Consider the following 25,766-nt stretch of genomic DNA (forward strand, 5'->3'; position numbering starts at 1 on the left):
AACTCATCCCTCATCTTGCTCGGCAAGCAACCGCAGGATCAGCTCGGCCCGGCGCACACGCTCCCGTCCGAGGGCTTCCGCAGTACCGATCAGATGCGCCCCGACCGGGTAGATGTTCGGTGCGTTCCGCAGGCCCATCTTGAGGTACACGGGCGCCGCGGTCCGGACGATCTCCGGTACGTCGTAGAAGCGGACGTGGCCGCCCTGGTCGTCGGGGACCTCGATGTACATGTCGATCGGGACCGTCGTCACCGAGCGGATCTCCGCGAGCACCGGCACCGGCAGGTCCGTCGACACGTTCAGACTGGTCGCGCCGAGCCGCTCGTACAGCCGGGCAGTCGGTGCGTTCGGCAACGGCATCAACACCGAGGTCTTCAGCACCAGATCCGCGGGCAGCTCACCCTCGATCTTCAACTGTCCCAGGATCTCGAGTACGCCGATGTCGCCGACCAGCAGGCTCCGTACGCCGAGCTCGACCGCGCGGAACGCGTCACACAACGACGCCGCCACCTGATCGTTGCCTCGCGCAACACCACCGACCGCGGCCGACACCTTGGCCTGACCGCCGATGTCCCAGGAACCCCGCGGCCCGAGGAACAGGCACACCTCGACGCCCGACGAGGCGCCGAGCGACAGCATCTCCTCGATCTCGCCGTCGGTCAGCATCATCACGCCGCTGCCCTGCGACACCCGGTCGATCGTGACGCCGCGGGACTTGGCCTCCTCCAGCACCGCGGTCATCACCCGCGGCCCTTCACAGGAAGGGATCTCGACCTTGTACGGCGACCCGTCGGAAAACGTTTTCGTCGACGTCTCGCCCGGCCGGAAACCGCGGTCGGCCAGCAGGGCACGTGCTTCGCGAAGGTTCATGTCTCGCTCCAAGGTCCGAGTCGCCCGGCCGGCGTCAGGTCCCGCGCCGTACCGGTGATCTCCAGGTCGAATCGTTCGGCCGCCTCGGTCAGCAGGGCCGGTGTCACCATCAGCTCGTTCGGCGACAGCGTGTCCTTGATCCGGGCCAGCCGGAGCTCAGACCAGTGCCGCCGTCCGCACATCGTCACGGCCGCGAGTACGGCGGCCTCGTCGTCCTCCATCACCATCGGCAACCGCGAACGGCGCGCACCGCCGGCGCCCGAGGTGAGCGCGTTCACGTAGCTCGCCCGGAGGTCGATCTGGTCCAGCAACCGCGCCGGAATCACGTCCGCGAGGCCGAGTCCCGAGGCGTTCCCGTGCGAGGCCGGCGACAGCGAATGCACGCTGATCGCGGCGATCGACGGCGACTCGAACTCGGGAATCCCGTGCACCCAGCACCGGCCGATCACGTTGGTGTCCATACCGGCACCGGACTTGTCCTTGCCCAGCTCGTCGACGACCAGGACGTCGAGCTCGTCGAACGGCAAACGTCCGAGGAAGCTGGAAGCCCTTTGGAGCAAGGCGATCTCGGCTGCTTCGGCGATCCCGTCGGCCTGGAGCAGTTCGACCGAGGCGGTCTGCTCTTGGGCGTTCTCCAGGATCGCCAGGCCGCCGAGGATCTTGCCTTGCGCAACTACCATCCGGGCGGCGGCCTCGATGTTGGCGCCGAGCGACGGGATGCCGCCGGCGTGCAGCGAGGCAGCGCCGAGGTGGTTGCCGAGTCCGATCGCGAGGATCTTCGCGATCCCGCTCTCGATCGGGCCGCGGAAGTCGGTGTGCGGCTTGACGCGGTTCACCAGGAGTACGCCGTCGGCCTTGGCGGCGATCGCGTCGTGGTGGACCTCGGTGCCGTCCGGCAGGGCGCCGACGACCACAGTCTCCATCGTGGCTTCGATGGGACAGCCAACTGTTTCCGGGGTGATGCCTAGGCCTTCGAGCATCTCCCGCTGGCCGTCGGCGGTCGCGCCCCCGTGCGATCCCATCGCGGGGATCACGAACGGCGCGGCACCGGCGTCCCGCAGCCAATCCACGGCCGCCTTCACCACGGGCACCAGGTCGTGAATCCCGCGGCTGCCCGCGGTCACCGCGATCCGGGCATCCGGCACGATCCGTTGCCGGAGTGGTTCGAGTGCCGCCCGCGCGTCGGCGTACGGATCGGCCGACACCGGCAGATCCGTGAGAATCCGCCGGATCGGCGTCACCTGCGGGAGGGTCCCCGACGGCCGAAGCCCCCGGATCGCCTCGAACGGTCCCCAGCTCATCAGTGGCTCTGGCGGCCGACTGCGGAGCCGGTGCGGCCGACCAGGAAGTCGAGGTCGCAGCCTTGGTTGGCCTGGGTTACGTGGTCGACGTACAGGCGGGCCCAGCCTCGGTTCGTCGGTGGTGTCGGCGGTTGCCAGTCGGCGCGGCGCTTCTCCAGCTCCTCGTCCGGTACGTCGAGATGCAGCCGCCGCGCTGGTACGTCGAGCTCGATCCAGTCACCCGTCCGCACGAGCGCCAACGGCCCACCGACCGCGGCCTCCGGCGTGACATGCAGTACGACGGTGCCGTACGCCGTACCGCTCATCCGCGCATCCGAGATCCGCACCATGTCGTCGACGCCGATCTCGGCGAGCTTGCGCGGGATCGTCATGTTGCCGACCTCGGGCATCCCCGGGTACCCGCGCGGCCCGGCGTTCTGCAGCACCAGCACGGTGTCCTCGTCGACGTCGAGATCCGGGTCCTCGACCGCCTTGTCGTACTCCTCGATGCTGCTGAACACCAGCGCCTTGCCACGATGCCGCGACAGCCGCTCGGACGCCGCCGACTGCTTGATGACCGCACCGTCCGGCGCGAGATTCCCCTTCAGTACGGCGGTTCCCGCGCCACTGCCGAGCGGATCGCCGACCGGCCGGATCACGGCGTACGTCTCGCTGCCGGGAGCGGCACCGGGATACGTCGCCTCGATCCGCTCGGCGTTCGCGACGTTCTCGCCGATCGTCTTGCCGGTGACCGTGATCGCGTCGGTCTTGAGCAGCGGCAGGATCTCCTTCAGCACCGCGGGCAGGCCGCCGGCGTAGTAGAAGTCCTCCATCAGGTACTTGCCCGACGGCTGCAGGTCGACCAGCCACGGGACGCCGCGCGCCCACTCGTCGATGTCGTCCAGCGTCACGTCGACGCCGACCCGGCCGGCGATCGCGAGCAGGTGGATGACGAAGTTCGTCGAGCCGCCGATCGCCGCGTTCGCGCGGACCGCGTTCGCGAACGCGTCGCGGGTGAGGATGTCGCTGATCTTCAGGTCTTCCTTGACCATCTCGACGATCCGCTGCCCGGTCTTCTGCGCGATCACGTACCGGCGGGAGTCGACTGCCGGGATCGCCGCGGACCCGGTCAGCTGCAGGCCGAGCGCCTCGGCCATACAGGCCATCGTGGACGCCGTACCCATCGTCATGCAGTGGCCGTTGCTGCGCGACTGGCCGGCCTCGGCCGCTGCGAAGTCCTCGGCGGACATCCGGCCGGCGTTCAGGTCCTGCGTGAAGCGCCAGACGGCCGTACCGGAGCCGATGTCGCAGCCGCGGAATTTACCGTTCAACATGGGACCGCCGGTGACGACGACGGTCGGCAGGTCGACGCTGGCGGCGCCCATGATGGAGCCGGGCGTCGTCTTGTCGCAGCCGGTCAGCAGGACGACGCCGTCGATCGGATTGCCGCGCAGCGACTCCTCGACGTCCATGCTGAGCAGGTTGCGGAACAGCATCGCGGTCGGCCGCAGCAGCGTCTCGCCGAGCGACATGACCGGGAACTCCAGCGGGAACCCGCCGGCCTGCCAGACCCCGCGCTTCACCGAGTCGGCGAGCCGGCGCAGGTGCGCGTTGCACGGGGTGAGCTCGGACCAGGTGTTGCAGATCCCGATCACCGGGCGCCCGTCGAACGCCTCCTCGGAGAACCCCTGCGACTTCATCCAGGACCGGTGAATGAACCCGTTCCGGCCCTTCTCGCCGAACCAGTGGTCGAAGCTCCGCAGCCCGATCGGCTGGTCCGGCTCGTCGACGGCGCGGTCGTCCGTCGGTGGCACCTCAGTCATCGCGACACCTCACCTGTCGTCACGGTTCCGTTCACCCGGCGGGTGATCCCGGCCGGGTTCGAGTCCTTCAGTACGTCGGGCAGCACCGCATCCGGAGCGTCCTGGTACACGACCGGACGCTGGAACCGCCGCGCCGCGGTCACCCCGACGCTGGTATGGATCGAGCCGACCGTCGACGGGAACGGCCCGCCGTGATGCTGGGCCCACGACACCGCGACCCCGGTCGGCCAGCCGTTCCACAGCACACGACCCGCACGGGCGGTCAGCAGCGGGAGCAGGTCGCGTGCGAGTCCGGCGTCGGCGTCCTCCGCGTGCAGCGTCGCGGTCAGGTTGCCGTCGAACGCCTCGACGGCTGCGCGCAGCTCGTCGAGCGAGGAGTACTCGACGACGATCGAGACCGGGCCGAAGCACTCCTCGAGAATCTCGTCACGCCGGGCGAGCAGCTCGGCCACCGTGGTCTGCAGCAGGGTCGCGCCGCCGGAGGCCCAGACGCGGATGCCGTCGACCTTCTCCAGCCGGTCGAGGCCGGAGCTGAAGCCGTCCTTGATGCGGTCGTTCAGCATCGGCGCCTCGGCGACGGCACCGGCCGCCTCGGACAGTTGCTCCTGCAGGCCGTGACCGGACGGGAGGAAGAGCAGGCCGGGCTTGGTGCAGAACTGCCCGACGCCGAGGGTGAACGAACCGACGTACCCGCTCGCGATGTCCTTGCCGCGGGCATCGATCGCGGCTTGCGTGACGAAGACCGGGTTGAGGCTGCCGAGCTCGCCGTAGAACGGGATCGGCTCCGGGCGCGTCACTGCGATCTCATGCAGTGCCTTGCCGGCCGGGACCGAACCGGTGAATCCGGCGGCGGTGATCCGCGGGTCCTTGAGCGCCGTGATGCCGATGTCGAAGCCGGCGATCAGGCCGAACGTCCCGTCCGGCGCACCGACTGTCTTCAGCGCCTCGATCATCACCTCGGCGGTGCGGGCGGAGAGTTCCGGGTGGCCCGGGTGCGCCTTGACGACGACCGGACAGCCGGCCGCGAGTGCGGACGCGGTGTCGCCACCGCAGACACTGAACGCGAACGGGAAGTTGCTGGCGGCAAACACCAGCACCGGGCCGAGCGGGACGAGTACGCGACGTAGATCCGGCCGTGGTACGGGCTTGGCCTGCGGGTCGTTCGTGTCGATGGTGACTTCCAGCAGCGAGCCCTCTTCGAGCGCGTCCGCGAACATCCGCAACTGCCCGGTACTACGGGCGACCTCACCGGTCAGCCGAGCCTGCGGCAGCGAGCTCTCACGCATCGCGATCGGCACCAGCTCAGCGGACGCCGCGTCCAGCGCGTCCGCGACGGCGCGGATCCATCCCGCCCGGACGGCTGGCTCGGAGGAGCCGAAGACGGGCGCAGCCGCAGCAGCCGCCGCAAGCACCTGCTCGAGCTGAGCAGGCGTGGTGTCCGGGGTCATCGGAGTCCCTCCAGGTTTTCGGTGGCCAGGAATGCGAATGGGTCCCGGCCGGTGGCTACGGGGTTGGTCAGGGTGCCGAGCTCGTCGATGGTGATGGTGATGACATCGCCTTCGGCCAGGGCGAAGTCCAGTTCGGGGACGATGCCGGTGCCGGTCGCGAGGATCACGCCGTCGGGGAAGTCGTTCGGCAGGAACAGTACGTCGATCAGGTCCTGGAGCTCGCGCACCAGCTTCTCGGTGGACGTCGTACCGCTGAACACCTCGTCGCCGCCGCGACGGATCACCAGGCTGATCCCCAGCTTCTTGGGGTCCGCTACCTCCCAGACCGGACGGATCCCCGACGCCAGTGCACAACCGCCCGCGAACAGCTTCGCCTGCGGCACGTACAGCGGGTTGACGCCCTCGATCGACCGCGAGCTCATGTCGTTGCAGACCGTGAACCCGACGATCTCACCGTGGCTGTTGGCAACGACCGCCAGCTCCGGCTCGGGTACGTCGTGACCGGAGTCGGTCCGAATCCCGACCGGCTCGCCGTCGACCACCACCCGCCAGGCCGGCGCCTTCTGGAACAGCTCGGGCCGGTCGGCCGTGTAGACCTTGTCGTAGACCGACTGCTCGCTGCTCTCCTCCATCCGGGCGCCGCGCGAGCGCTCGTACGTCACGCCCGCGCACCACACCTCGCCGCGTCCGTCGATCGGCGGCAGGAACTTCAGCCCTTCGACGGGCAACGCCTCACCGGCCTTGTCGACTTCCGCCCGCAGGTCCTCCAGGGACAGCCGGAGCAGTTCGGCGAAACTGTTCACCCCCGGCAGCGGAGCCACCGTCTCCCCGGTGCGTACACCGGGAACAGGTCGGCCGTCGACGGGAGACAGATAGCGGACCAAATGCATGGACAGGCCTTTCACATTGACGTACCGAGCAGACCACGGGTGATCTGGAAACCGACGTTGCCGGAGGCAACCGCCTTGGGGACGAGCCGGCGACCGGCGACCGCAGCGACGACGTCGAGCCCGATCTGCGCCTGCTCGGACGCGTCACCGGTGGCCACCGCGTCCAGGTCGTCGCCGTACGTCGCGACCGTCTCCGGGTCGTTGCTGAACTCGACGACCGGGACGAACCGCTGCGCCGACAAGGTGCCGCCCGCGACATGCGCCAGGATCTGCTGGACACCCGTCGCACCGAAGCCGGTCGCGGTCTCCATCCAGTCCGTTCCAGGCATCCGCATCACGTGCCACCCTGGCTCCGCGAACCGCTGCCCGTGCGCGATCGTCGGGCCCACCGGGTCCGCCGATCCGAACGCCGCAGTACGGAATCCGTCGTGTGCCAGCAACGGTCCACGCGACGACAGTACGACGGATCCGCCGGAGCCGACGATCTCGCGGCCGATCAGCGCGAGAGCCTCGGCGGTCTCGTCCGAGAACGAGCCGCGCGCCTCCAGCCCGATCGTCAGCGCGCCGAGATCACCGGACTGCGCGACCGGAGCCGGCAGGTCGAAGCTGCCGAACCAGTCCTTCACTCTGCTGCCGACGGCGTCGAGTCCGCCGTCGGCCTGGATGCTCGCCCAGCCGAAGCGGGACGGATCCGCACCGGCCTCGACCAGCCGGGACCGGAAGTAGTCGTTGTGCGTCTTCTCGCAGCCGTGCTCGAGCAGCAGGGCCATCCGCGTGTTCGGGTGCAGGAGGTAGCCGAGCATGATCCGCGCGAACGTCTCCTCGGACGCGCCGCCGCTGCTGCCACAGCCCTCGGTGTGCGGGAGCGCGACCATCCGGGTGACCGCGTCGCCGGCCCACCTCTCCAGCTCTGCCTGGGCTGCGATCCGCAGGGCGATCTGGCCGGAGCAGAGGCTCGTCGGCAGGATCAGGCCGACGGCCTCGGGGACCAGGCGGTTGTCGACCTTCAGCAGTTCGGCGAGCGTGCGGCCGTCGGACGTCAGGCCGCGGTGCGGCAGCCCGTCGAGCGGGGCGTCGCGGTCCTCGCTCGGGAGGTCGGCGAGCTTGCGGCTCATCCGGCCGTCGGTGGTGATCGAGATGCCCTCGCGCGGGCCGGTCTGCTTCCAGTTCCGCCAGATCGAGACCTGGCTGTGGCCGGCCCGCTCGCCCGCGCTCTTCGCACCGGATGCGACGCGCACCACGAGATCGAAGGTCTCCGCGGTCAGGTCCGCCATCGACGTACCGGTGAGGTACTTGCCGGCGTCGACGTCCATCTCGGCGTGCAACCGCTCGTACCTGGCGCTCGTGGTGACGAACTTCAGCGTCGGGACGAACGGGAAGTTGGTGATCGATCCGTTGCCGGTGGTGAAGAAGATCAGGTTGCAGCCGCTGCCGATCTGGCCGGCCACCGACTCGAGGTCGTTACCGGGGCTGTCCATGAAGATGTAGCCGTCGCCGGGCAGCGGTTCGCCGTAGTCGATCACGTGGTCGAGCCGGACCTCGCGCGGCAGCTTGCGGGCGGCGCCGATCGACTTCAGCACGATGTTGTAGAGCCCGCGGTACACGTTGCCGCCGGACGGGTTGCCCTCCGCCGTGTGCCCATGCCAGCCGACGCGTTCCTTGAACGACTTGATCGTGGCCAGAAAACGTTTCGCGGTCGCCAGGTCGCGGACGTTGTTCAGCACATACGGCTCGGCGCCGATCAGCTCGTCCGTTTCCGCGAGCACCGCCGTACCGCCGTGCCGGATGACCTCCGCGCTGACCTGGCCGGCCAGCGGGTTCGCGGAAATTCCGGAAAACGCGTCAGAGCCGCCGCACTGCAAGGCGATCTTGAGGCCCGCGAGCGGGACCTCCTCGCGCTGCTGCGCGTCGACGACCGGCAGCCAGGGCTCGATCAGCGCGCCGGCGGCCGTCAGGTCGTGCTCGAAGCCTGCGCTGCGGGTGAAGTACGCGTGCGGGACCTTGATCGACGGGTAGCCGTTCTCGGCCAGGAAGTTCTTGATGGCCTCGCCGGAGACCACATCGCCCTCGGTGTCGACGATCAGGACGGCGCCGACGTTCGGGTTCAGCGTGAAGCCGCCGAGCGTGGCGAGCAGGAAATGCAGGTTGTTCGGGACCTCGTCCTCGCCGCCCTCGGTGTGCGCGACCGGTACGACGCCGTCGCCCGCGGCCGCGCCGTCGAAACGCCGCGCCAACTCGGTGACGAACCCGCTGCTACGCGAACTGGTCGCCAGCAGTACGACGTGATTTCGCGTCCCGGCCGGGCCCTGCTCACGGGGATAGCCGAGGAACGTGCCGGGCTGCTCGACGCTGGTCACCTGGGCGCCGAAGTGCAGCGCCGACTCGTCCAGCTCGAACGGGTCGAGCGGCTCGTTGGTCGCACTCGGCTCCTCGGGCAAGCCGTCCACGCCGCGAGCGGTGACCGCCGCGAGGCTGGTCGGCGTACAGACGTAGTCGCCGGGGACCAGGTCACGGGAGGCGCGCGCGAACGCGGTGTTCCACGAGGTCAGCGCGTCGCCGGTAGCGACCGGTACGACCACGAAGCGGTGTCCTTCGAGCACGGTGTGCGGCAGCGTCATCGTCGTACCGTCGAGCTCGACCTCCGTGCCGGCCTCGAGCCGCCGCGAGGCGATCGCGACGTTGTCACCGGGCTCGGGCAGGACGCCGATCTGTTCGAACCGCACCATCGTTCGCGACCTTCCCATAGCTTGCCTGTGGCTCGACCATAGCTTGCACGGCCCCAAATCGTGCATGATGCATGATTGCCAGTGTTACCCTGCCGAAACCTGACCGGTGGGGTCAAGACCGCGACCAGAATCCGGAGACACCTGATGAGCGAGCCAGTGGCGCCGGTGGACCGGCGGCTGCTCCGGCGGCAGATGCTCGCCGACGACGTGTACGAGGCCATCAAGACGATGCTGATGGACCACGTCATCCGGCCCGGGGCGCGGATCTCGATCGACGGGCTCGCGCGGGAGTTCCAGGTGTCGTCGACGCCGGTGCGGGAGGCGCTGGCCCGGCTGGAGTCGGAAGGCCTCGCGGTCAAGGAGCCCCTGAAGGGTTATCGCGCGACTCCGCTCCTGTCGCTCGAAGAGTTCGACGATCTGTACCGGTTCCGGCTCCTGCTCGAGCCGTGGGCGGCCCGGCGGGCGGCCGAGCTGATCAGTGACGAGGGTCGCGAGCGGCTGCGGGCCGAGCTCGCGAACGCGGTCGAGCCGACCTCGATCGACTACGCCGGGTACAAGTCGCTCACTGTGCATGACAACCGGTTCCACTCGCTGATCGCGTCGCTGTCCGGGAGCGAGCAGGTTCGATCGGCTTTCGAGCGGACCCACTGCCACCTGCACATCTTCCGGTTGCACTACGACCGCGACATCGGCCCCGAGGTCCTCACCGAACACCGTGTACTGGTCGAGGCGATCACATCGGGCGATCCGGCCGCCGCCGAGACCGCGATGACCCGGCACATCGAGAACTCGATGACCCTGCGGTTGCGCCGCATCTACGAATGACCCGCCGCCCTTTCCCGCTGGCGGTGCCACCGGAACTCACGGCGTACATCCTCGACTTCCACTGGGACCTCGAACGGCTGCACGCCTTGGACCTGCCGACGGTCGATCTGCCGGTCGCCGACCTGGCTCACCATCTCGACCTGCCGTTCTGGGCGTACGACGGGCCCTTCCAGGTCACGCCCCGCCAGGTCGCCGCGGATCCGGTCACCTACCGGGCGCAGTACGAACGCACCCTCGCCGCCGACCTGCGCCACCCCATCGACGTCGTCCACCGCCCCGACGACCGCATCACCATCCTGGACGGCGTCCACCGACTACTCCGGGCAGAACTCGAACGCCGCACGACCATCAGCACACGAGTTCTCCGCTGGTCCGAGCTGGACCGCATCGCCGTACCGTAACGTCACTCGACCGGCGCGCCGCCGTACGAGACCTCGTTCCCGTCCGGATCGAAGAACGTCGCATGCCGTACGCCGTTCTCGTACGTCTCCCGCACCGCGGGCTCGAGGCCGCGCTCGGCGATCGCACCGAGCACAGCCTCGAAGTCCTCGACGAACAACGTGTGCTGCGCGTGGCCGGCATGCTCCGGGACGACCTCGATGTAGAGGTACTGGTGCTCGCCGACCTCCCACACCGCCTCGATGTCGTTGGGCAGAAAGCTCGGCGGCCCACCGAGAAGCTTCTCGTACCAGGCGACCGCGGTCTTGTAGTCGCTGACGGAGATCCCCGCAAACAGGTCCATACCCGATGGTATAGATGAGCGGGTGCATGTGAATCGGCTGGACCATCTCGTGCTCACGGTCGCTGATGTGGACGTGACCGTGGACTTCTATCAGCGCGTGCTGGGGATGGGGGCGGTGACGTTCAAGGGTGGGCGGCGGGCGCTCACCTTCGGGACGAGCAAGATCAACCTGCATCAGATCGGCCACGAGTTCGAGCCGAAAGCGGAGCATCCAGGAGCGGGGACCGCGGATCTGTGCTTCATCGTGGACGAGCCGATCGAGCAGGTGCAGGCCGAGTTGGTCGCGCACGGTGTCCAGATCGAGGAAGGCCCGGTCGAGCGCACTGGCGCAACCGGGCCGATCCTCAGCCTGTACTTCCGTGACCCCGACCGGAACCTGATCGAGCTCAGCAACTACCTCTAGACCGGGGCGTCGCCGTGGTCGGGGATTTCGAGTTGTACGCCGCCTTGGAGGGCGGACTGGTGGGCGTAGATGCCGGGGAGGGTGTAGCGGGCGGAGACCCAGGCGTTGATCGGCGGGAGGGTCTTGTCGGAGACCGCGCGGACGAAGTCGTCGGCGAGGAAGTGGTGCGAGCCCTCGTGGCCGTTGTGCAGCCCGGCGAACTCCTCCGGGAGGCGGGAGCGGTCGTGGACCGGCGACAGCCCGGACCGGAACGCGTCCCGCAGCGCCGGGTCGACGTTCGCGAGGTCCGCGTCGTCGAGTGAGCTGCTCGGCTTCGTCTCCATCAGGTGGCTGACGTCCTCGACGCCTTCCTTGTTCTGCCACAGCGTCGTCGTCGCGAGCTGCTCGAAGCTGCCCTCGGTGCCGAACACCCGCAGCCGGGACTCCCGGATGTGCGACGGGTACCCGACCCGGCGCATCTCGTTCGTCCGCATGATCCCGCCGTCGGCGAGCTTGAACAGCGCGGTCGCGTTCGAGAAGTCGTTGTCGAACTGGCTGATCTCCTTGTCGAAGACGCCGTCGCCGCGGTCGTCCTTGACTCCGATCGCCGACACGTGGGTGGCGTGCTGACCGGTCACCGAGAGCACGTTGCCGACGGCGTGCGTCGGGTAGAGCAGCGGCGGGAACGACGCGGTCTTCTTCCAGTCGTCGCCACCGGAGTACTGGTACGCCGCGTAGAACCCGAGGTCCATGTCGTGGACGTAGTCGCCCTCGCTGTAGAACACCCGGCCGAACGAGCCGTCGGCGAGCTTCTGCCGGCAGTACACCGACGACGGGTAGTAGTAGCTCGTCTCACCCATCATGTAGGTGAGCCCGGTCTCCTTCACCAGCTCGATGATCCGCGCGATCTGGTCCGCCTCGATCGCCATCGGGACCGTCGAGTACACGTGCTTGCCGGCTTCGAGTGCCTTGATCGCCATCTCGCCGTGCAGCCACCGCTGCGTGAAGATCGCGACCGCGTCGACGTCCGACTCGAGCATCTCCTCGAACGACGCCGTCGTCACCGCGATCCCCTGCTTGGCCGCCATCTCCGCTGTCCGCTCCGGGATGACGTCGGTCAGCCGCACATCGGACACGTCCGGGTGCGCGGACCACAGCCGCAGGAACGAAGGGGCGAACTGGCCGGCTCCGACCACACCGATGCTGATTCCCATGCGGAAGAGCCAATCACACATTTATGTTCCACGGAAGAACATATTCAGACGTTGGAACGTGTGACCTGCGCCGCTAGCCCTGGAGGAGGTGCGGGTTGTCGGTCGTGATGCCGTCTGCGGCGAGGGCGGTGGCTTTGGCGAGGGTGTTCGCGTCGGGGACGGGCCAGGCGGTCACGGAAAGGCCGGCTGCGTGGAGGTCGGTGACGGCTTGTGGGGTGAGGCCGGAGATGCCGCAGAGGGACCAGTTTGCGCCGGCTGTGCGGGTGCGGGTGATGACTTCGGCGGTGTCCGGCGTACGGCCGAAGATGTGGCCGGTGGTCACGTCCGGGAACGCCTCGCGGATGGCGAGCAGGATCTCCGGGTGGAACGACGTGACCAGGGTCCGCTCGGCCAGCGACGGGTCTGACTTCAACGACTGGGCGAGCAGCGGTACGGCGGCGTCGGCCTTGATCTCCGCCTGGAACCGTACGTCGATTGCCGCGACGGTCTCGGACCACGTCGGGACCTGCTCCCCGAGACCGGCATCCAACGCCCGCAGCTCCGTGAGCGTCAGCTCCTCGACCGCACCCGATCCCGACGTGGTGCGGTCGACGGTGGCGTCGTGCATGATCACGAGTTCGCCGTCCGCGCTGACGCGGAGGTCGAGCTCGATCTCGTCGCAGCCATCCGCGACCGCCCGCCGGAACGAGCGCACCGTGTTCTCCGGTTCGGTCCCGAGTGCGCCCCGATGGCCGGTGATGATCACAGCACCTTCTCCTCGTAGATCTACACCTTGAGCGCGCACCGATCATTTCGCGGCCTCGGAAACGGTTGATGGGTGCTCAAGGTCCTACTGCGCGGAGACGAGCCCCACAGGGTGCTTTCTGTTGAGGAAGGCGGCGACGGCCTCCGCCGCGATCGAGCCGGCGCGGTGGGCGGTCTGTCGCGTGGCGCCGGCGAGGTGCGGTGTCATGACGATGTTGGGCGCGGTCAGGAGCCGCGATCCCGCGGGCACCGGCTCGGACGGGAACACGTCGAACGCCGCCGCTCCCAGCTGCCCCGACTCCAACGCGTCCACCGTCGCGTCGTAGTCGAGCAAACCACCACGAGCAGTGTTCACCAGTACGGCGCCGCGCGGCATCGCGGCGATCTGCTGCGCACCGATCATCCCGCGGGTCTGATCGGTCAGCCGCGCATGCAGGCTGACCACGTCCGACTGCCGCAGCAACTCGTCGAGCTCGACGAGTTCGATGCCCTCGGGCGCTTGTTCGACGTACGGATCGGCGACCAGGACGCGGGCGCCGAACGCCAGCATCACCCGGGCGACCCGTTGCCCGATCGCGCCGTACCCGACCAGGCCCACGGTCGACCCGTCGAGCTCGAGCCCGCACTCGTCGTACGCGTAGAGATCGGAGCGCCACTCGCCCTGCTCGAGCGTCCGCTGCAACCGCGGAAGGTTGCGCAGGGCACCCATCATCAGTGCGACCGCATGCTCCGCGGCCGCGACCGCGTTCCGTCCGGGCGTCGAGGCCACGGCGATCCCCCGATCGGCCGCCGCGGCCACGTTCACGTTCACCGGACCGCCACGGCACACGACCAGGAACCGCAGGTCGGGGGCGGCGTCCAGGACCCGCTCGGTGAACGGCCCCATCTGCGTGACCGCGAGCTCGACCCCGGCCAGCGCCTCGATCAGCTGGTCCTCCGCATCACTCGCCTCGTCCACCTCGGCAACCCGCCCGTACGGCGTCAGCGGCCAGGGCAGCGTGACCTCACGGAACTCGAACGCGACGTCCGGAATCGTGCTCAAAGCAGCGGCCAGCAGATCGTTCCGCACGAAATGGTCACCGGCGAGCAGCGTCTTGACGGTTCTCATCGAACTCCTGTGAAGGTAGGTGCTGGGTCGGTCCAGCGCGGGCGGGCCGACTCGATGCGGCGCAGGTAGTGGGCGTAGCCCTCGGCGTAGAAGGCGGCGCGGGCCGGGTCCGGGTCGACCTGGCGGGTCTCCGCGATCCATTCGGCTCCGGCGCTGTCCGGGTCGATCGCGCGCCGCGCGCAGATCACCGCACCCCGCGCGGCGACCTGCTCGGCCTCGGCGGTGTGCAACGGCGCGTTCAGTACGTCGGCCAGGATCTGTGTCCACTCGCTACTCCGGGCGCCACCGCCGCACACGGTGACGCGACCGGTCCAGCCGGCTGCGTCGAGGCAGTGGCGTGCCGCGTACGCGATGCCTTCGCAGGTCGCACGGACCAGGTCGGCCGTCGTCGTGGACAGCGAGATGCCGTCGATTGTTCCGCGGGCGCGAGTGTCGACGAACGGTGCACGCTCGCCCGCCTCCGACAGGTAGGGCAGGACCGTGACACCGGACGCGCCGGGCGGGCTGTCGGCGAGCAGCGACGGCAGCTGGTCGGTGGTGACACCAACGAGCGCGAGCACCCGGTCGAGGGCCGCCGTACCGACCATCGCGGGCATCGCACGGAGCCAGACTCCCGGCGTCCACGTGCCGAGGAACAGGCCGGCGGGCTCGCCGTCGACGGGCAGTTCGCGGGTGATGACTTGGCAGGCCAACGTGGTACCGACGGTCAGCAGGGCGTCGCCGGGCTCGGTCACGCCGGCGCCTGCCGCGGCGGCCGGAAGATCGTACGGACCTGCGGAAACACGTGTTCCGGGCGCCATACCGGTCGAGTCGTCGCGCAGCTCACCGACCGGCCCGGCAGCGGCGACCGGCGCAAGCAACCCACGCGCGCCCGACAACCCCGTGGCTGCCAACGCTTCCTCGTCGTACTCACCGGTCCTGGGATCGAGGAACGGCGCCGAGGCATCGGAAACGTCCGTCGCCCGTACGCCGGTCAGCGCCTGCATCACCACGTCCTTGCAGTACGCCGCCGTACCGGCCCGCTCGATCACCTCGGGCTCTTCCGCGAGTACCGCGGCCAGCAGCGGACCGGATGCGCCCGGAAACATGCGGTTTCCGGAACGCCGGAACACGTGTTCCGCGACCCCGTCCGCGGTCCACCGCTCGAGGATCGTGCTGCTGCGGGCGTCCAGCCACGAGATCGCCGGGCGGACCGCCGTACCGTCTGGATCGACCAGCCAGAGGCCGTCGCCCTGGGCGGTGATCGCGAGGACGTCGGGACGGGTTCCGATTGCGGCAGCCAGCTCACCCACTACCTCGCGGACCGAAGCGACGACCTCGGCGGTCTCGTGCTCGAATCGCCCAGGGCTGTGATGCAGCAGGCGAGTCGGGCGGGAGGCCTCAGCGAGTGGACGGCCGGTGGCGTCGAACGCTACGGCCTTGGTGACGGTGGTGCCGACGTCGACGCCGACGTCCATAAGCCCCTCCTAGAGTTTGGCGACCTCCACGGTGGCGCCGTGGTCACGCAGCGGTTCGATCAGGTCCTTCGGGGTCTTCTCGTCGACGATCACGACGTCGAAGTCGGTCAGCGGCGCGAGCCGGTGCAGGGCCGTGCGCTGCAGTTTGGCGTGATCGACCAGCAGCACCTTGGTCCTCGCCGAGCGCAGCATCGCCCGCTTGACCAGGACGATCTCCTCCTCCTGGTGGAAGGCGTGCGTCGACGACACCGCGGACACCGAGCAGAACAGCAGGTCGGCGTGCAGCGCCTCGACGGCCTCCGCGCACGGCATGCCGCCGAACGAGTCATGGGTCGCCGAGTAGATCCCGCCTAGGGCCAGCAGCGTGACGTCCCGCAGTTGCGCCAGTTTGGTGATCGCCGGCAGGAAGTTCGTTGCCACGGTCAACGGAGCGATGTCCTCGAACAGGTCGACCAGGGCCAGCGCGCTGGTCGAGTCGTCGAGCATCACCGACATCCCCGGCTCGATCATCGCCCGCGCGTGCCGGGCGATCGCGGCCTTCTCCGCGTGTGCGGTGTTCAGCCGGTACGCGACGTTGCTCTCGAACACGCTGGTCGGCTGCGCGCTGACCCCGCCGCGGTACTTCCGGACCACGCCCTGCCGCTCGAGCTCGTCCAGGTCGCGGTGCACGGTCATCACGCTCACGCCGAACGCCTCGACCAGGTCGTTCGCCGACACCGAGCCGTGTTTCACGACGTACGCCGCGATCTCGGCCTGCCGGCGCGCGGGACGACTCAGTTCGGTGGTGTCGCCGTCGACATCCGTTGTCATGCCAGGGTCTCCATTCGCACAGGAGGAACGTTGTACGCCTCGAGACCCACTGTGCCGTCCTGCCAGCGCAAACGCACCAGCGCCGCGGGACCGAGCGCAGGTAGCAGTCTGCGGTAGTCGTTCAGTCGCAGACCGAGCACCCTGCACACGAGCAGCCGGATGAGCGTGTTGTGCGCGACGACAAGGACCTTCTTGCCCTGGTGCCGCTGCCCGATCTCGTCGAAGACCTCGCGGACCCGATCGGCCGCCGCGGCCGGGTCCTCGCCGCCCGGGAAGTGGTTCCGCACCGGGTCGAGCTCGAACGCCTTGCCCACCGCCGGCGGCAGCTCACTCAGCATCTTGCCCTCGGCCGAACCGAAGTCGACCTCGCGCAACCGGGCGTCGACGGTCGGCTGGATCTTCAGGGCCTCCGCGATCGGCGAGATGGTCTGACGGGCCCGGAGCATTGGGGAGCACCACAGCGCGTCCGGTGCGTAGCCGAGCGCCCAGTCCTTGACCTGTTGCGCCTGCCGGACGCCGACCTCGTCGATCGGGAGGTCCGTGGAACCGGTGTACCGGTTGCCGTGGTGCCATTCGGTCCGGCCGTGGCGGGCCAGCACGATCGTCGTTCTCATCCCCTGTACCCCCGGCGGTCGAGTTCGGCGACGAACTCGCCGTACAGATCGTCAAGTCGGTCGCCGCGCGGCTCCAAGACGTGGTCGACGCGGACCATCCGTCGCGCCGTCCCGGTGAGATCGGTCCCGCCGGACGCGGCCAGGACCGCCATGCCGTACGCCGGATCCGGGACAGCGGGGAGCTCTACCGGTACGCCGAGAACGTCCGCGCGGAGCTGGTTCCAGTACCCGGCCCGGGTGGCGCCGCCGGTGAGCGAGACCGAGCGGACCGGGTCGGCGCCGAGCGTCTCCAGGTGCTCGAACGCGAGTCGCTCGATGAACGCGACACCTTGCAGCACAGCGGCGTACGTCTGCAGGTCGTCGGAGGTGGTGCCGAGTGTGAACCGTTCTGCCTGCGGTGCCACGAAGGGGAACCGCTCACCGGTTTTGGTGAGCGGATAGGTGACGGCAGCGATCGGGCCCAAGGCACGGGCTGCGCTGTCGAACGCGTCGAGGTCGGCGCCGGGTAGCAGTTCGGTGAGTACGCCGGCGCCGGTGCTGGACGCGCCGCCCGGAAGCCAGCCGCCGTCGGGATGACGGTGGCTGTAGACGGCTCCGGTGGGGTCGGTCAGCAGCTCGGTGCTGACGCCTTTGAGGACGAGGGTCGTGCCGAGGACCGAGTTCCACGCGCCGGGAGCGAGGGCGCCGGCGGCGATCTGGGCCGCGCAGCCGTCTGTCATCCCGGCGTACACAGGCACGCCATCGGGTGTGCGGCCGAGCTCGGTGCCGGGCCGAACCACCTCGGGAAACGCGGCGAGCGGGAGACCGAGTTTGTCGAACGCGGCGGCCGGCCAGGCGTCGGCGATCAGGTCGTAGCCGGTCTTGAGGGCGTGGCTGGTGTCGGTCGCGACCGGGTGGCCGACGAGGTGCGCCGCGACGAAGTCAGCGCTGTGGACAATGCGGCGGTCAGTCAGATCGAGATCGAGGATCTTCGGGAGCGCCCAGGTGGGTTGCATGCTCGTCGCCCAGCGATCCGGGTCGGCGTCCACGATGTGGTCGCGACGGGCGGCTGCGCGCGCGTCGTCGTACATCAGGGCCGGTGTGACGGGGAGACCGGCGCGGTCGGTCAGGAGGAAGGTGCCGGAGGTGGAGCAGATCGCGATGCCGTCGAGCTCGGTTGCTCCGACCTCCGCGAGGACCGCGTCGACGGCGGTCAGCCAGGCCTGCGGGTCCTGCTCGTGACGGACGCCGTCACGGTGGCTGGCGAGCGGACGCGTTGCACGGGACAGAACCTGACCCTTGGCATCGGCCAGCACGGCACGCACACTTTGCGTGCCGAGGTCTAGCCCGATCCAGCCCACGAAGCGCCTCCCAGGTGAGTGTTATCTGCATTGATAACATAACACCAGAAGACGATAAGAACGCACCAGCCCTTGACCGAAGGCGGACATGAAACAGCTCCCGCAAGCCGGTCGGTCTGCGGGAGCCAGAAGCGTTGGATCAGGAGTGCATGAGCACCAGGGCGGGGTCGACCGTGGCCAGCTCGACCCGGCCGGCATCGACCGCGCCGTACGCGCCGATCGGGCCGCTGCTGCGGCGACCGTTCCGGTTGAGCCAGAAGCGCCAGCCCGCGGGAGCCTCGGGCCAGGTCGGGTCGGGGGTCCAGCCGAGCGGCGGACGCCAGCCGGCCGTCGGCGGCTGCGGCCACTCCGGTGGCGGGTTGAACTTGTGCACGGGCGGTCCCTCCGGATTCCCCAGCGATCCGCTGAGCGTGATCTGTCTGACAGATCAACGATCTGGCGCACCGATTGTCACGGATAAATCTTCGTAAAGTTTCATCTGCGTACGGGGACCTATCCCAGCACCGAAACAGCGCCTCGGCAACCGTTCTCTCAACCACCGGACTGCACGTGCATCGGCAGAGGCATTAGTTGCCTCCTCCACAACCAACACCCCAGTTGTCCACAGCAACCGCCTGCCTATCCACAGCTCAAGCTCGTTATCCACAGGCGAATCTGTGGACATCCGGCCTGTTACTCGTCGTACAGGCGGGCGTGCACGCGGTGATGGTCGGTCAGGGACTGGGCGAGGGTGTGGCCCAGGGAGCGGTAGGCCTCGAAGTCCCACTCGTCGTAGAACTGGTCGCCGGTGGTACGGCGGGGGAAGTCGGCGTGCTCGGCGGCGTACTGCTCGAGGTCCCAGTCGAGGTGGCCGGCGAGGACGGCCTTCACGAAGAAGATCTCGGTCTTGTACGGCTTCTCCTCACCTTCTTCCAACGGGTGCGTCGCGATGCCGTAGGCCCACGCCCGGTCCGCGCGGGACTTGCCGCCGCGGATCATCGGGGACGGGTCGAGGTTGATCTCGATGCCGTGGTCCATCCGGGCGGTGGCGATCGCCTCGGCGAGCGCGGTGAAGCGGTCCTCAGCATCGTTGGAGGCATCGATCACGATCACCTGCGCGGGCTTGCGCCGCAGTGCCTCGACCAGGCCGAGGTTGTCGTAGTGGCCGCCGTCGGTCACGTAGATCCGGCGTTCGTACATCGACGGCGACCCGACCGCTTCGTGCAGCAGCCGGTACGGTCCGGGCTTGTCGATCACACTGCCGACGTACCGCCGTACCTTCGGGACGAAGCCGGTCCGGTCCGGGAAGGCGGGCTCCGCGCGGTTGTTCCAATAGGGGTTCGGCAGCCACACGCCGAGCCGTGCGTTGAGTACGGCGAGCAGCAGGCGCACCGGCCGCGTCCGGGCGTTCACCCGGCCGGTCAACGGGCTGAACGCGGCGCCGCTGATCGCCATCGCGGCCGGCACCGTGACCTCACGCTTGAGTACGTCGGCCTCGCGCTCGTAGTCGGCCGTCTCGCGCCGGCCGCCGTCCGGCAGCGACCGGTCCCCGACGATCCCGATCTGCTCGGCGTCGAACACGAACGGCACGCAGTCGCGCTGCGTCGGCACGAAGTCCGGGTCGTCGACGTTCGCGACACCGGCGATGACGAGCTGCGGCCCGCCGTCGATCGGCTTCGCCCAGTCCGAGTACCGCAGCCGCAGGTGGTAGTCGAGTCCGACCGCGGCGCCGTTGTCCTGCCGCTTCACCAGGAACGCGCGCGACAGCCGCTCCCGGTAGAACGAGTGCAGCGAGGTCCGGTTCGCGTCGGTGAGCACCTTGATGGCGAGCGCGATCGCGACCAGGATCAGCGCGACGTTCCAGTCCTCCTGGTACGTCGTGTCGGTCGCGTAGCCGCCGGTCCAGCGCAGTAGCACGATGACGGCGGCGATCACGATGATCGCGCTACCGGCCCACGGCGCCAGCTTGGTGCGCGCGAACATCAGCAACCGCGCCCGCAGTCCGGTCGCCGCCTTGCCCTCGACGGTCAGTCCGTTCCAGACCGATTTGCCGAGGCCGATCAGTACGACGACCAGCGCGCTGAACGACGCGACACCCTGCTTCGTTGGGTCGACCAACGCCAGTAGTGCGGACGGCAGACTCGGCTGGTCGATGGATTCGCCGGGGACTTTCCCCAACAGATAAAGGCCTCCCGGCACACCGAGCAGCAGGACAGCAACAGGTACGCCGTACCGCAGGGTCACGTTGCCGATCGTGGTGAGGATCGTGCGAACCAGATCCGGCATCCGCGCCCAGCGGTCCCAGACCTTCTCGATCAGGAACGTCAGCGCGCTGACCGCGAGCAGGAACACGGACATGCCGACGAAGAACCAGGAGTCGTTCGGCCGCCAATCCACCTGCAGACCGGTCGTGATCACCTTCTGGTCGGCGAGGAACCACCCGAGGACCCAGGCGATCGCGCGCAGGGTGATCCCGATCAGCAGCAGGTTCACCACCAGACCGAACAGCACCGACAACGCCGCGCGGAACATCGCCCGACCGCCGGACAGCAGGTAGCGGGTCTGCCGGCGCAGGCGGGCCAGCTCGGGTGATCCCGGCGAGAACGGGTCGGCGCAGGTACGACGAAGTACGTGGAAGGCCGCGGCCATGTACCCGCCGCCGCTGACGCCGATCACGGTCGACGCCTTGTCGTACAGGCCGCGTTCGCGCAGCAGCTGCAGTGCGCCGAGGCAGAACGACGCCGAGCGGATCCCGCCGCCGGAACAGGTGATGACGAGGCGGCCGGAGTCCTTGTCGTCACGCTTCGCCCGGCGGAACGTCGCGGGCGCGGTCGGCTCCACGCCGTACCACCGCCGCTGACCGAAGCGGCTCGTCGCGAGCAGGCTGACGGCGAGGACCAGTACGCCGGCCAGGACGACGACCCGCGTCAACCAGGTGAACCAGCCCGTGGAGAGGTCGGCGCACGGGGCGGAACCGAAGTCGCCCCAGAGGGTCAGGTTCTCGGCGATGTCGAGGACGGCGGCGACCAGCACGGCCCAGGATCCGACGGCCGCGACCCGCTTCCAGGACTGGAGGTTCAGGAACTTGACGTACTTGTACGCCCGGTACGCCGCGTACACGCCGGCCACCACGAACGCCGAGTCGACGAGGATCGAGAGCCGCCCCGGCGCCTCACAGCCGGCCGCCGAACCGGCCGCCTCGTGGACCGCGGCGCGCATCGGCACCTGCACGATCGCGAGGACGACGGCGAGCTGGAGCGTCTTGGTGAAGGTCCGCCGGCGGCCGATCTGCTCGATCGTGGCTTCGCCTTTGGTGCCGTCCGAGTCCCCGAGCATCGCCCCATCATGCCGGGGCCTGAGGGTCTAGGCGGCGTTGGCGCGGGTCTCGCTGATTCGGGGCGGTGCGTCGCCGCCGGCGACCGCCTGGTCGAGCGCGGCGAGTTCGGTGCAGGCGAGGGCGATGGCCTCGGCCTGGGTACGGCAGCCGTCGGCGTACCAGAAGGGGTCGTCGGGCTGCCGATCATCGGCGTCGTCGATGTCGGCGTACCAGCAATCGTGCCGGTAGTGCACGACCCGAACCTTGAGCTTCATGTCCGGTGAGACGCCGGCCGGAGGGCGAAGGTTCCTACTCAAAGGGTTTACAACGTTGGAAGTTATCCGGTACAACCGAGAGCGAGACCGGTCCGCCCCCAGGTTTCGAGAGGTGTGTCATGAGGATCTTCCGTGCCGCCCTGGCCGCCGTAGTGCTCTGCGGCCTACTTGCTCCGACCGCATCCGCAGCCGATCAGCAGGAGAACGCAGTGGCCTCCCAGACGTTCCGGAATCCGCTGAACCCGTCCGCGGATCCGTCGCTGATGTTCTACAACGGCAGGTACTACGTCGCGACCACGCGTGGCGACCGGATCGGGATTTGGTCGTCGACCAGCGTGGCGACGCTGCTCGTGCAACCCGAGCAGGTGGTGTGGCGGGACTCGGACACGAGCCGCAACACGCAGATGTGGGCGCCGGCGTTCCGGCATGTCGGGAACCGCTGGTACATCTACTACACGGCCTCCGACGGCGTGGACGCCAACCACCGGATGTACGTGCTCGAGTCGGCCGGCGACGACCCGCTCGGCCCGTACAGCTTCAAGGCGAAGATCGCGGACTTCGGTGAGTACGCGATCGACGGCGAGCCGATCACGGTCAACGGCCAGCAGTACTTCGTCTGGACCGGTCCGGGCCGCGGACAGGGCGGACCGGCGCAGCTGTACATCGTCCGGATGAGCAACCCGTGGACCGCGACCGGCGACCGCGTCGCGATCCCGGCCGACGGCGGCTGCACCGAAGTACGCGAAGGGCCGACCCCGCTGTACGGCGCGACGCGCACCTTCCTGACCTACTCGACGTGCGACACCGGCAAGCCCGACTACCAACTGTGGATGAAGAGCATCGCGAACGGCGCCGACCCGATGGTCGCGGCGAACTGGGTGCAGCACCCCGGCCCGATCTTCTCCCGCAACGACGAGACCGGCGTGTGGGGTCCCGGACACCACTCGTTCTTCAAGTCACCGGACGGGACCGAGGACTGGATCGCCTACCACGGCAAGAACACCAGCACCTACACGTACTCGTACCGCACGACGCGGGTCCAGAAGATCACCTGGAACGCCGACGGTACGCCGAACCTCGGCCGGCCGCTCGCCGCGGGCGCGACCCAGAACCTGCCGTCGGGCGACCCGGGTTCGTCGAACTACTGGATCAACGACACCGACGCGGTCGTCGCCTACACCGGTGCGTGGAGCTCCGGATCCGGCTGCGGCAACCAGTGCTTCTGGGGCAACGACCACTGGAGCTGGGAGCCGAACGCGACCGCGACGATCCAGTTCACCGGCACCCGGGTGGCTCTGCTGAGCGTCGCGGACACCGGCAACGGGATCGCCGCCATCTCGGTCGACGGCGGACCCGAGCAGCGGATCGACTGCTACAGCTCGATCCGTGTCGGCGAGCAGCTGATGTACATCAGCCCGGCCTTGCCGTCCGGCCCGCACACCCTGAAGGTGCGCGTGACCGGCGACAAGAACCCCGCGTCGACCAGTGCGGTCATCAGCCTCGACCGCATCGAGGTGTATTAGAAGAACGTCTTGACGACGGTCTTCCCGTTCACCATCCGCAGGTGGCCGTCGTCAGTGAGCTGGAGGACGCTACCGGCGCGGCGGGTCTGATAGAAGAAGGTGAGGTCCCCGAAGCCGTTCACGGTGCCGAACGCGCCGTCCGGGCCGACCCATCCGTACGCGCCCGGGGCATTCTTCACGCCGGTACTCCAGAGCGTGGTGGTGCCGTTCTTCAGCAACACCAGATTGCCGGTGGTCAGGAACTTGAGCGTGTAGATCCGGTTCACCGAGTACATGATGACCTCGTCCCAGGCCGCGTCCGGACCGGCGAGTTTGCTCTGCGGCATCAGCGTCCCGATCACCATGTGCCGGTTCCAGTTCGCCTTGCCGCGGGCGTTGTAGATCGCCAAGTTCCCGTTGTCCGGCAGCACCAGCTTCGCGCCGGCGCTCCTGATGCTCATCGACCAGACCTTCGTCCGGCCGTAGATCACCTGGAGCGTCCCGTCCGTGCCCATCACCAGCACCGAGTTCGGCCGCCAGGTACCTGAGGCCCACAGCGGAGCCTTCACTCCGCGCTGGTACAGCTTGACGTCTCCGGCGGGCTGCACGATCAACGTGAACACCCCGCTCTTCGAACGGATGTACTGCCCGGGCAGGAGCTTCTGACCCGGCAGCAGGGTGTCCGATACCGCTACCGTCCGCGCCTCGGCCTGGGTGCTTCCCACGACCGCGGCCCCGCCCAGGAGTGCTCCGACTGCCACAACCCCGGCCAACAACCGACGTACCATGCCGATCCCCCTTCTGTTTGTTTGTGAGTGCACAGATTAGAAGAACGTCTTGACGACGGTCCTCCCGTTCACCATGCGGAGGTGGCCGTCGTCGGTGAGCTGGAGGACGCTGCCGGCGCGGCGGGTCTCGTACATCCAGGTGATGTCGCCGAATTTGTTGAACGTGTAGAACGTGCCGTCCGGTCCGACTGACGCGTGCGACTCCGGCGCGCCCTTCGGCCCGGTGCTCCACAGCTGGGTCGTGCCGTTCTTCAGCCCCACCAGAGCGCCGGTCGTCAGGAACTTCACCGTGTAGATCCGGTTGACCGAGTACAGAATCACTTCCCGGCCGGCCGGATCCGGGGCATGGAGCTGGCTCTGCGGCATCAGCGTGCCGATCACCATGTGCCGGTTCCAGTTCGCCTTGCCGCGGGCGTTGAGGATCGCCAGGTTCCCGGTGTCCGGCAGGACCAGCTTCGCGCCGGCGCTCTTGATGCTCATCGACCAGAACTTCGTCCGGCCGTAGATCATCTGGAGCGTCCCGTCCGTGCCCATGACCAGCACGGCACCCGGGCGGAAGGTCCCGGAGCTCCACAACCGCCACGACACCCCGCGCTGGAACAGCTTCGCCTCGCCACGCGTGTCCATGATCAACGTGAAGACCCCGCTCTTCGAGCGGATGTATTGCCCGGCCAGCAGCTTCTGACCCGGCAGCAGCGTGTCCGACACCGCCACCGTCTTCGCCTCGGCCGGTGCGCTTCCGACCAGGACTGCCCCACCCAGTAGCGTCCCGACGGCCAGGACCCCGGCCAGCAGACGACGTACCATTCATGCCCCCTTGGTTCGATTGTGAATGCTCAGTGTTAGACGAACGTCTTCACGATGGTGCGGCCGTTGATCAGCAGGAAGTGGCCGTCGTTGCGGATCTGGACGACAGTGCCCGGCCTGCGGGTCGAGAAGTCCCACGTCCCGTCACCGGCGCGATTGTAGGTGGCGAAGAGGCCGTTCGGGTCGATGTTCGCGAACGACTCCGGATACCCGGTCTTGCCGGTGCTCCACAGCACGGTCGTGCCGTTCTTCTGGAAGACCATGTTCCCGTTCGTCAGCAGCCTCAGCGTGTAGACGTGGTCCAGGGAGTACAACGTCACGTCGCGGCCGAGTGCGTCCGGTGCGTGCAGCATGGCGCCCACCATCAGCGTGCCGATCACCATGTGCCGGTTCCAGACCGCCTTGCCGCGGGTGTTGTAGATCGCCAGCAGACCTGTGTTCGGCAGTACCAGTTTCGCCTGCGGGCTGGCCGCGCCCATCGACCAGACCTGGGTCCGCCCGTAGATGATCCGCATCGTGCCGTCGGCCGCCATCACGAGCACGGACCCCGGCCAGTACGTTCCGGACATCCACAGCGCCTGCCCCACGCCGCGCTGGAGCAGCGTCACGTTCCCGTTGCGCTGCATGGTCAGCGTGAACACACCACTCGCCGACTTGATCGACTGCAGCGCCATCAGCTTCTGACCCGGCAGCAGGGTGTCCGACACCGCCACCGTCTTCGCCTCGGCCGGTGCGCTTCCGACCAGGACTGCCCCACCCAGTAGCGTCCCGACGGCCAGGACCCCGGCCAGCAGACGACGTACCATCCCACTCCCCCTCTGTTCGT

24 protein-coding genes are annotated in these 25,766 nt (G+C 68.5%); 4 read left to right on the forward strand and 20 right to left on the reverse strand.

The window, feature by feature from the left end:
- Window positions 1-3: 3 nt before the first annotated feature.
- From ACLJOO_RS08560 to ACLJOO_RS08585, 6 genes are all read right to left on the reverse strand, one after another.
- Window positions 4-870, reverse strand: a complete 867-nt coding sequence (locus tag ACLJOO_RS08560) for a U32 family peptidase (RefSeq protein WP_410786315.1) — start codon at window positions 868-870, stop codon at window positions 4-6.
- On the reverse strand, window positions 867-2,171 hold the full coding sequence (locus ACLJOO_RS08565) for a DUF2088 domain-containing protein (protein WP_410786316.1): 1,305 nt from the start codon (window positions 2,169-2,171) through the stop codon (window positions 867-869). Before ACLJOO_RS08565 ends, ACLJOO_RS08560 begins: the two co-directional genes overlap by 4 nt.
- Entirely contained in the window at window positions 2,171-3,973 is a 1,803-nt protein-coding gene (locus ACLJOO_RS08570; RefSeq protein ID WP_410786317.1) for an IlvD/Edd family dehydratase, read from the reverse strand. Before ACLJOO_RS08570 ends, ACLJOO_RS08565 begins: the two co-directional genes overlap by 1 nt.
- Complete coding sequence (locus ACLJOO_RS08575) at window positions 3,970-5,421, reverse strand: aldehyde dehydrogenase (NADP(+)) (protein WP_410786319.1); 1,452 nt, start codon at window positions 5,419-5,421, stop codon at window positions 3,970-3,972. Before ACLJOO_RS08575 ends, ACLJOO_RS08570 begins: the two co-directional genes overlap by 4 nt.
- On the reverse strand, window positions 5,418-6,224 hold the full coding sequence (locus ACLJOO_RS08580) for a fumarylacetoacetate hydrolase family protein (RefSeq protein WP_410786320.1): 807 nt from the start codon (window positions 6,222-6,224) through the stop codon (window positions 5,418-5,420). The genes ACLJOO_RS08575 and ACLJOO_RS08580 overlap by 4 nt, the downstream gene beginning before the upstream one ends.
- Before the next feature lie 98 nt (window positions 6,225-6,322).
- Window positions 6,323-9,037, reverse strand: a complete 2,715-nt coding sequence (locus ACLJOO_RS08585) for a UxaA family hydrolase (protein WP_410786321.1) — start codon at window positions 9,035-9,037, stop codon at window positions 6,323-6,325.
- Window positions 9,038-9,181: 144 nt separating this feature from the next.
- On the opposite strand from ACLJOO_RS08585, the gene ACLJOO_RS08590 reads away from it, so the two are divergent.
- Together ACLJOO_RS08590 and ACLJOO_RS08595 are read left to right on the forward strand one after the other, a co-directional pair.
- On the forward strand, window positions 9,182-9,862 hold the full coding sequence (locus ACLJOO_RS08590) for a GntR family transcriptional regulator (RefSeq protein WP_410786322.1): 681 nt from the start codon (window positions 9,182-9,184) through the stop codon (window positions 9,860-9,862).
- Window positions 9,859-10,263, forward strand: coding sequence for a hypothetical protein (locus ACLJOO_RS08595; RefSeq protein ID WP_410786323.1), 405 nt, complete (start codon window positions 9,859-9,861; stop codon window positions 10,261-10,263). Before ACLJOO_RS08590 ends, ACLJOO_RS08595 begins: the two co-directional genes overlap by 4 nt.
- 2 nt (window positions 10,264-10,265) lie before the next feature.
- Here ACLJOO_RS08595 and ACLJOO_RS08600 read toward each other — a convergent pair whose 3' ends face one another.
- The gene (locus tag ACLJOO_RS08600; protein WP_410786325.1) at window positions 10,266-10,604 is read right to left on the reverse strand and encodes a VOC family protein; all 339 of its coding nucleotides are present in this window, start codon (window positions 10,602-10,604) and stop codon (window positions 10,266-10,268) included.
- Window positions 10,605-10,626: 22 nt separating this feature from the next.
- On the opposite strand from ACLJOO_RS08600, the gene ACLJOO_RS08605 reads away from it, so the two are divergent.
- On the forward strand, window positions 10,627-11,007 hold the full coding sequence (locus ACLJOO_RS08605) for a VOC family protein (RefSeq protein ID WP_410786326.1): 381 nt from the start codon (window positions 10,627-10,629) through the stop codon (window positions 11,005-11,007).
- Here the strand turns inward: ACLJOO_RS08605 and ACLJOO_RS08610 are convergent.
- The 10 genes from ACLJOO_RS08610 to ACLJOO_RS08655 all read right to left on the reverse strand — a co-directional run bounded on the left by ACLJOO_RS08610 (window position 11,004) and on the right by ACLJOO_RS08655 (window position 21,843).
- A complete protein-coding gene (locus ACLJOO_RS08610; protein WP_410786328.1) occupies window positions 11,004-12,200 on the reverse strand; it encodes a Gfo/Idh/MocA family protein in 1,197 nt (398 codons plus the stop codon). The genes ACLJOO_RS08605 and ACLJOO_RS08610 overlap by 4 nt on opposite strands.
- Window positions 12,201-12,273: 73 nt before the next feature.
- Window positions 12,274-12,945: a glycerophosphodiester phosphodiesterase gene (locus tag ACLJOO_RS08615; RefSeq protein WP_410786330.1), complete on the reverse strand. Its 672-nt coding sequence runs from the start codon at window positions 12,943-12,945 to the stop codon at window positions 12,274-12,276.
- Window positions 12,946-13,029: 84 nt separating this feature from the next.
- Window positions 13,030-14,052 (reverse strand): 2-hydroxyacid dehydrogenase, encoded by a 1,023-nt coding sequence (locus ACLJOO_RS08620; protein WP_410786331.1) that lies wholly within the window; start codon window positions 14,050-14,052, stop codon window positions 13,030-13,032.
- On the reverse strand, window positions 14,049-15,509 hold the full coding sequence (locus ACLJOO_RS08625; protein WP_410786332.1) for an FGGY family carbohydrate kinase: 1,461 nt from the start codon (window positions 15,507-15,509) through the stop codon (window positions 14,049-14,051). The genes ACLJOO_RS08620 and ACLJOO_RS08625 overlap by 4 nt, the downstream gene beginning before the upstream one ends.
- A 9-nt stretch (window positions 15,510-15,518) precedes the next feature.
- The gene (locus ACLJOO_RS08630) at window positions 15,519-16,319 is read right to left on the reverse strand and encodes a DeoR/GlpR family DNA-binding transcription regulator (RefSeq protein ID WP_131283620.1); all 801 of its coding nucleotides are present in this window, start codon (window positions 16,317-16,319) and stop codon (window positions 15,519-15,521) included.
- Window positions 16,316-16,933, reverse strand: coding sequence for a histidine phosphatase family protein (locus ACLJOO_RS08635; protein WP_410786333.1), 618 nt, complete (start codon window positions 16,931-16,933; stop codon window positions 16,316-16,318). The genes ACLJOO_RS08630 and ACLJOO_RS08635 overlap by 4 nt, the downstream gene beginning before the upstream one ends.
- Window positions 16,930-18,273 (reverse strand): FGGY-family carbohydrate kinase, encoded by a 1,344-nt coding sequence (locus ACLJOO_RS08640; protein WP_410786334.1) that lies wholly within the window; start codon window positions 18,271-18,273, stop codon window positions 16,930-16,932. The genes ACLJOO_RS08635 and ACLJOO_RS08640 overlap by 4 nt, the downstream gene beginning before the upstream one ends.
- A 139-nt stretch (window positions 18,274-18,412) precedes the next feature.
- Window positions 18,413-18,646, reverse strand: coding sequence for a hypothetical protein (locus ACLJOO_RS08645; protein ID WP_410786335.1), 234 nt, complete (start codon window positions 18,644-18,646; stop codon window positions 18,413-18,415).
- Between the two features lie 299 nt (window positions 18,647-18,945).
- On the reverse strand, window positions 18,946-21,588 hold the full coding sequence (locus ACLJOO_RS08650; protein ID WP_410786336.1) for a hypothetical protein: 2,643 nt from the start codon (window positions 21,586-21,588) through the stop codon (window positions 18,946-18,948).
- Window positions 21,589-21,615: 27 nt separating this feature from the next.
- Window positions 21,616-21,843: a hypothetical protein gene (locus tag ACLJOO_RS08655; protein ID WP_410786337.1), complete on the reverse strand. Its 228-nt coding sequence runs from the start codon at window positions 21,841-21,843 to the stop codon at window positions 21,616-21,618.
- 119 nt (window positions 21,844-21,962) lie between these two features.
- Between ACLJOO_RS08655 and ACLJOO_RS08660 the strand changes: the two genes are divergently transcribed.
- The gene (locus ACLJOO_RS08660) at window positions 21,963-23,366 is read left to right on the forward strand and encodes a family 43 glycosylhydrolase (RefSeq protein WP_410786338.1); all 1,404 of its coding nucleotides are present in this window, start codon (window positions 21,963-21,965) and stop codon (window positions 23,364-23,366) included.
- Here ACLJOO_RS08660 and ACLJOO_RS08665 read toward each other — a convergent pair.
- Genes ACLJOO_RS08665 through ACLJOO_RS08675 form a run of 3 tightly spaced genes read right to left on the reverse strand, consistent with a single transcriptional unit; the run spans window position 23,363 to window position 25,746 of the window.
- Window positions 23,363-24,133, reverse strand: coding sequence for a hypothetical protein (locus ACLJOO_RS08665; protein ID WP_410786339.1), 771 nt, complete (start codon window positions 24,131-24,133; stop codon window positions 23,363-23,365). The two genes, ACLJOO_RS08660 and ACLJOO_RS08665, sit on opposite strands and share 4 nt — an antisense overlap.
- Before the next feature lie 36 nt (window positions 24,134-24,169).
- On the reverse strand, window positions 24,170-24,940 hold the full coding sequence (locus ACLJOO_RS08670) for a hypothetical protein (protein ID WP_410786340.1): 771 nt from the start codon (window positions 24,938-24,940) through the stop codon (window positions 24,170-24,172).
- A 35-nt stretch (window positions 24,941-24,975) separates the two neighbouring features.
- Window positions 24,976-25,746, reverse strand: a complete 771-nt coding sequence (locus ACLJOO_RS08675) for a hypothetical protein (RefSeq protein ID WP_410786341.1) — start codon at window positions 25,744-25,746, stop codon at window positions 24,976-24,978.
- Window positions 25,747-25,766: the final 20 nt, after the last annotated feature.

It is taken from the genome of Kribbella sp. C-35, assembly GCF_046549195.1.
Lineage (GTDB): Bacteria > Actinomycetota > Actinomycetes > Propionibacteriales > Kribbellaceae > Kribbella.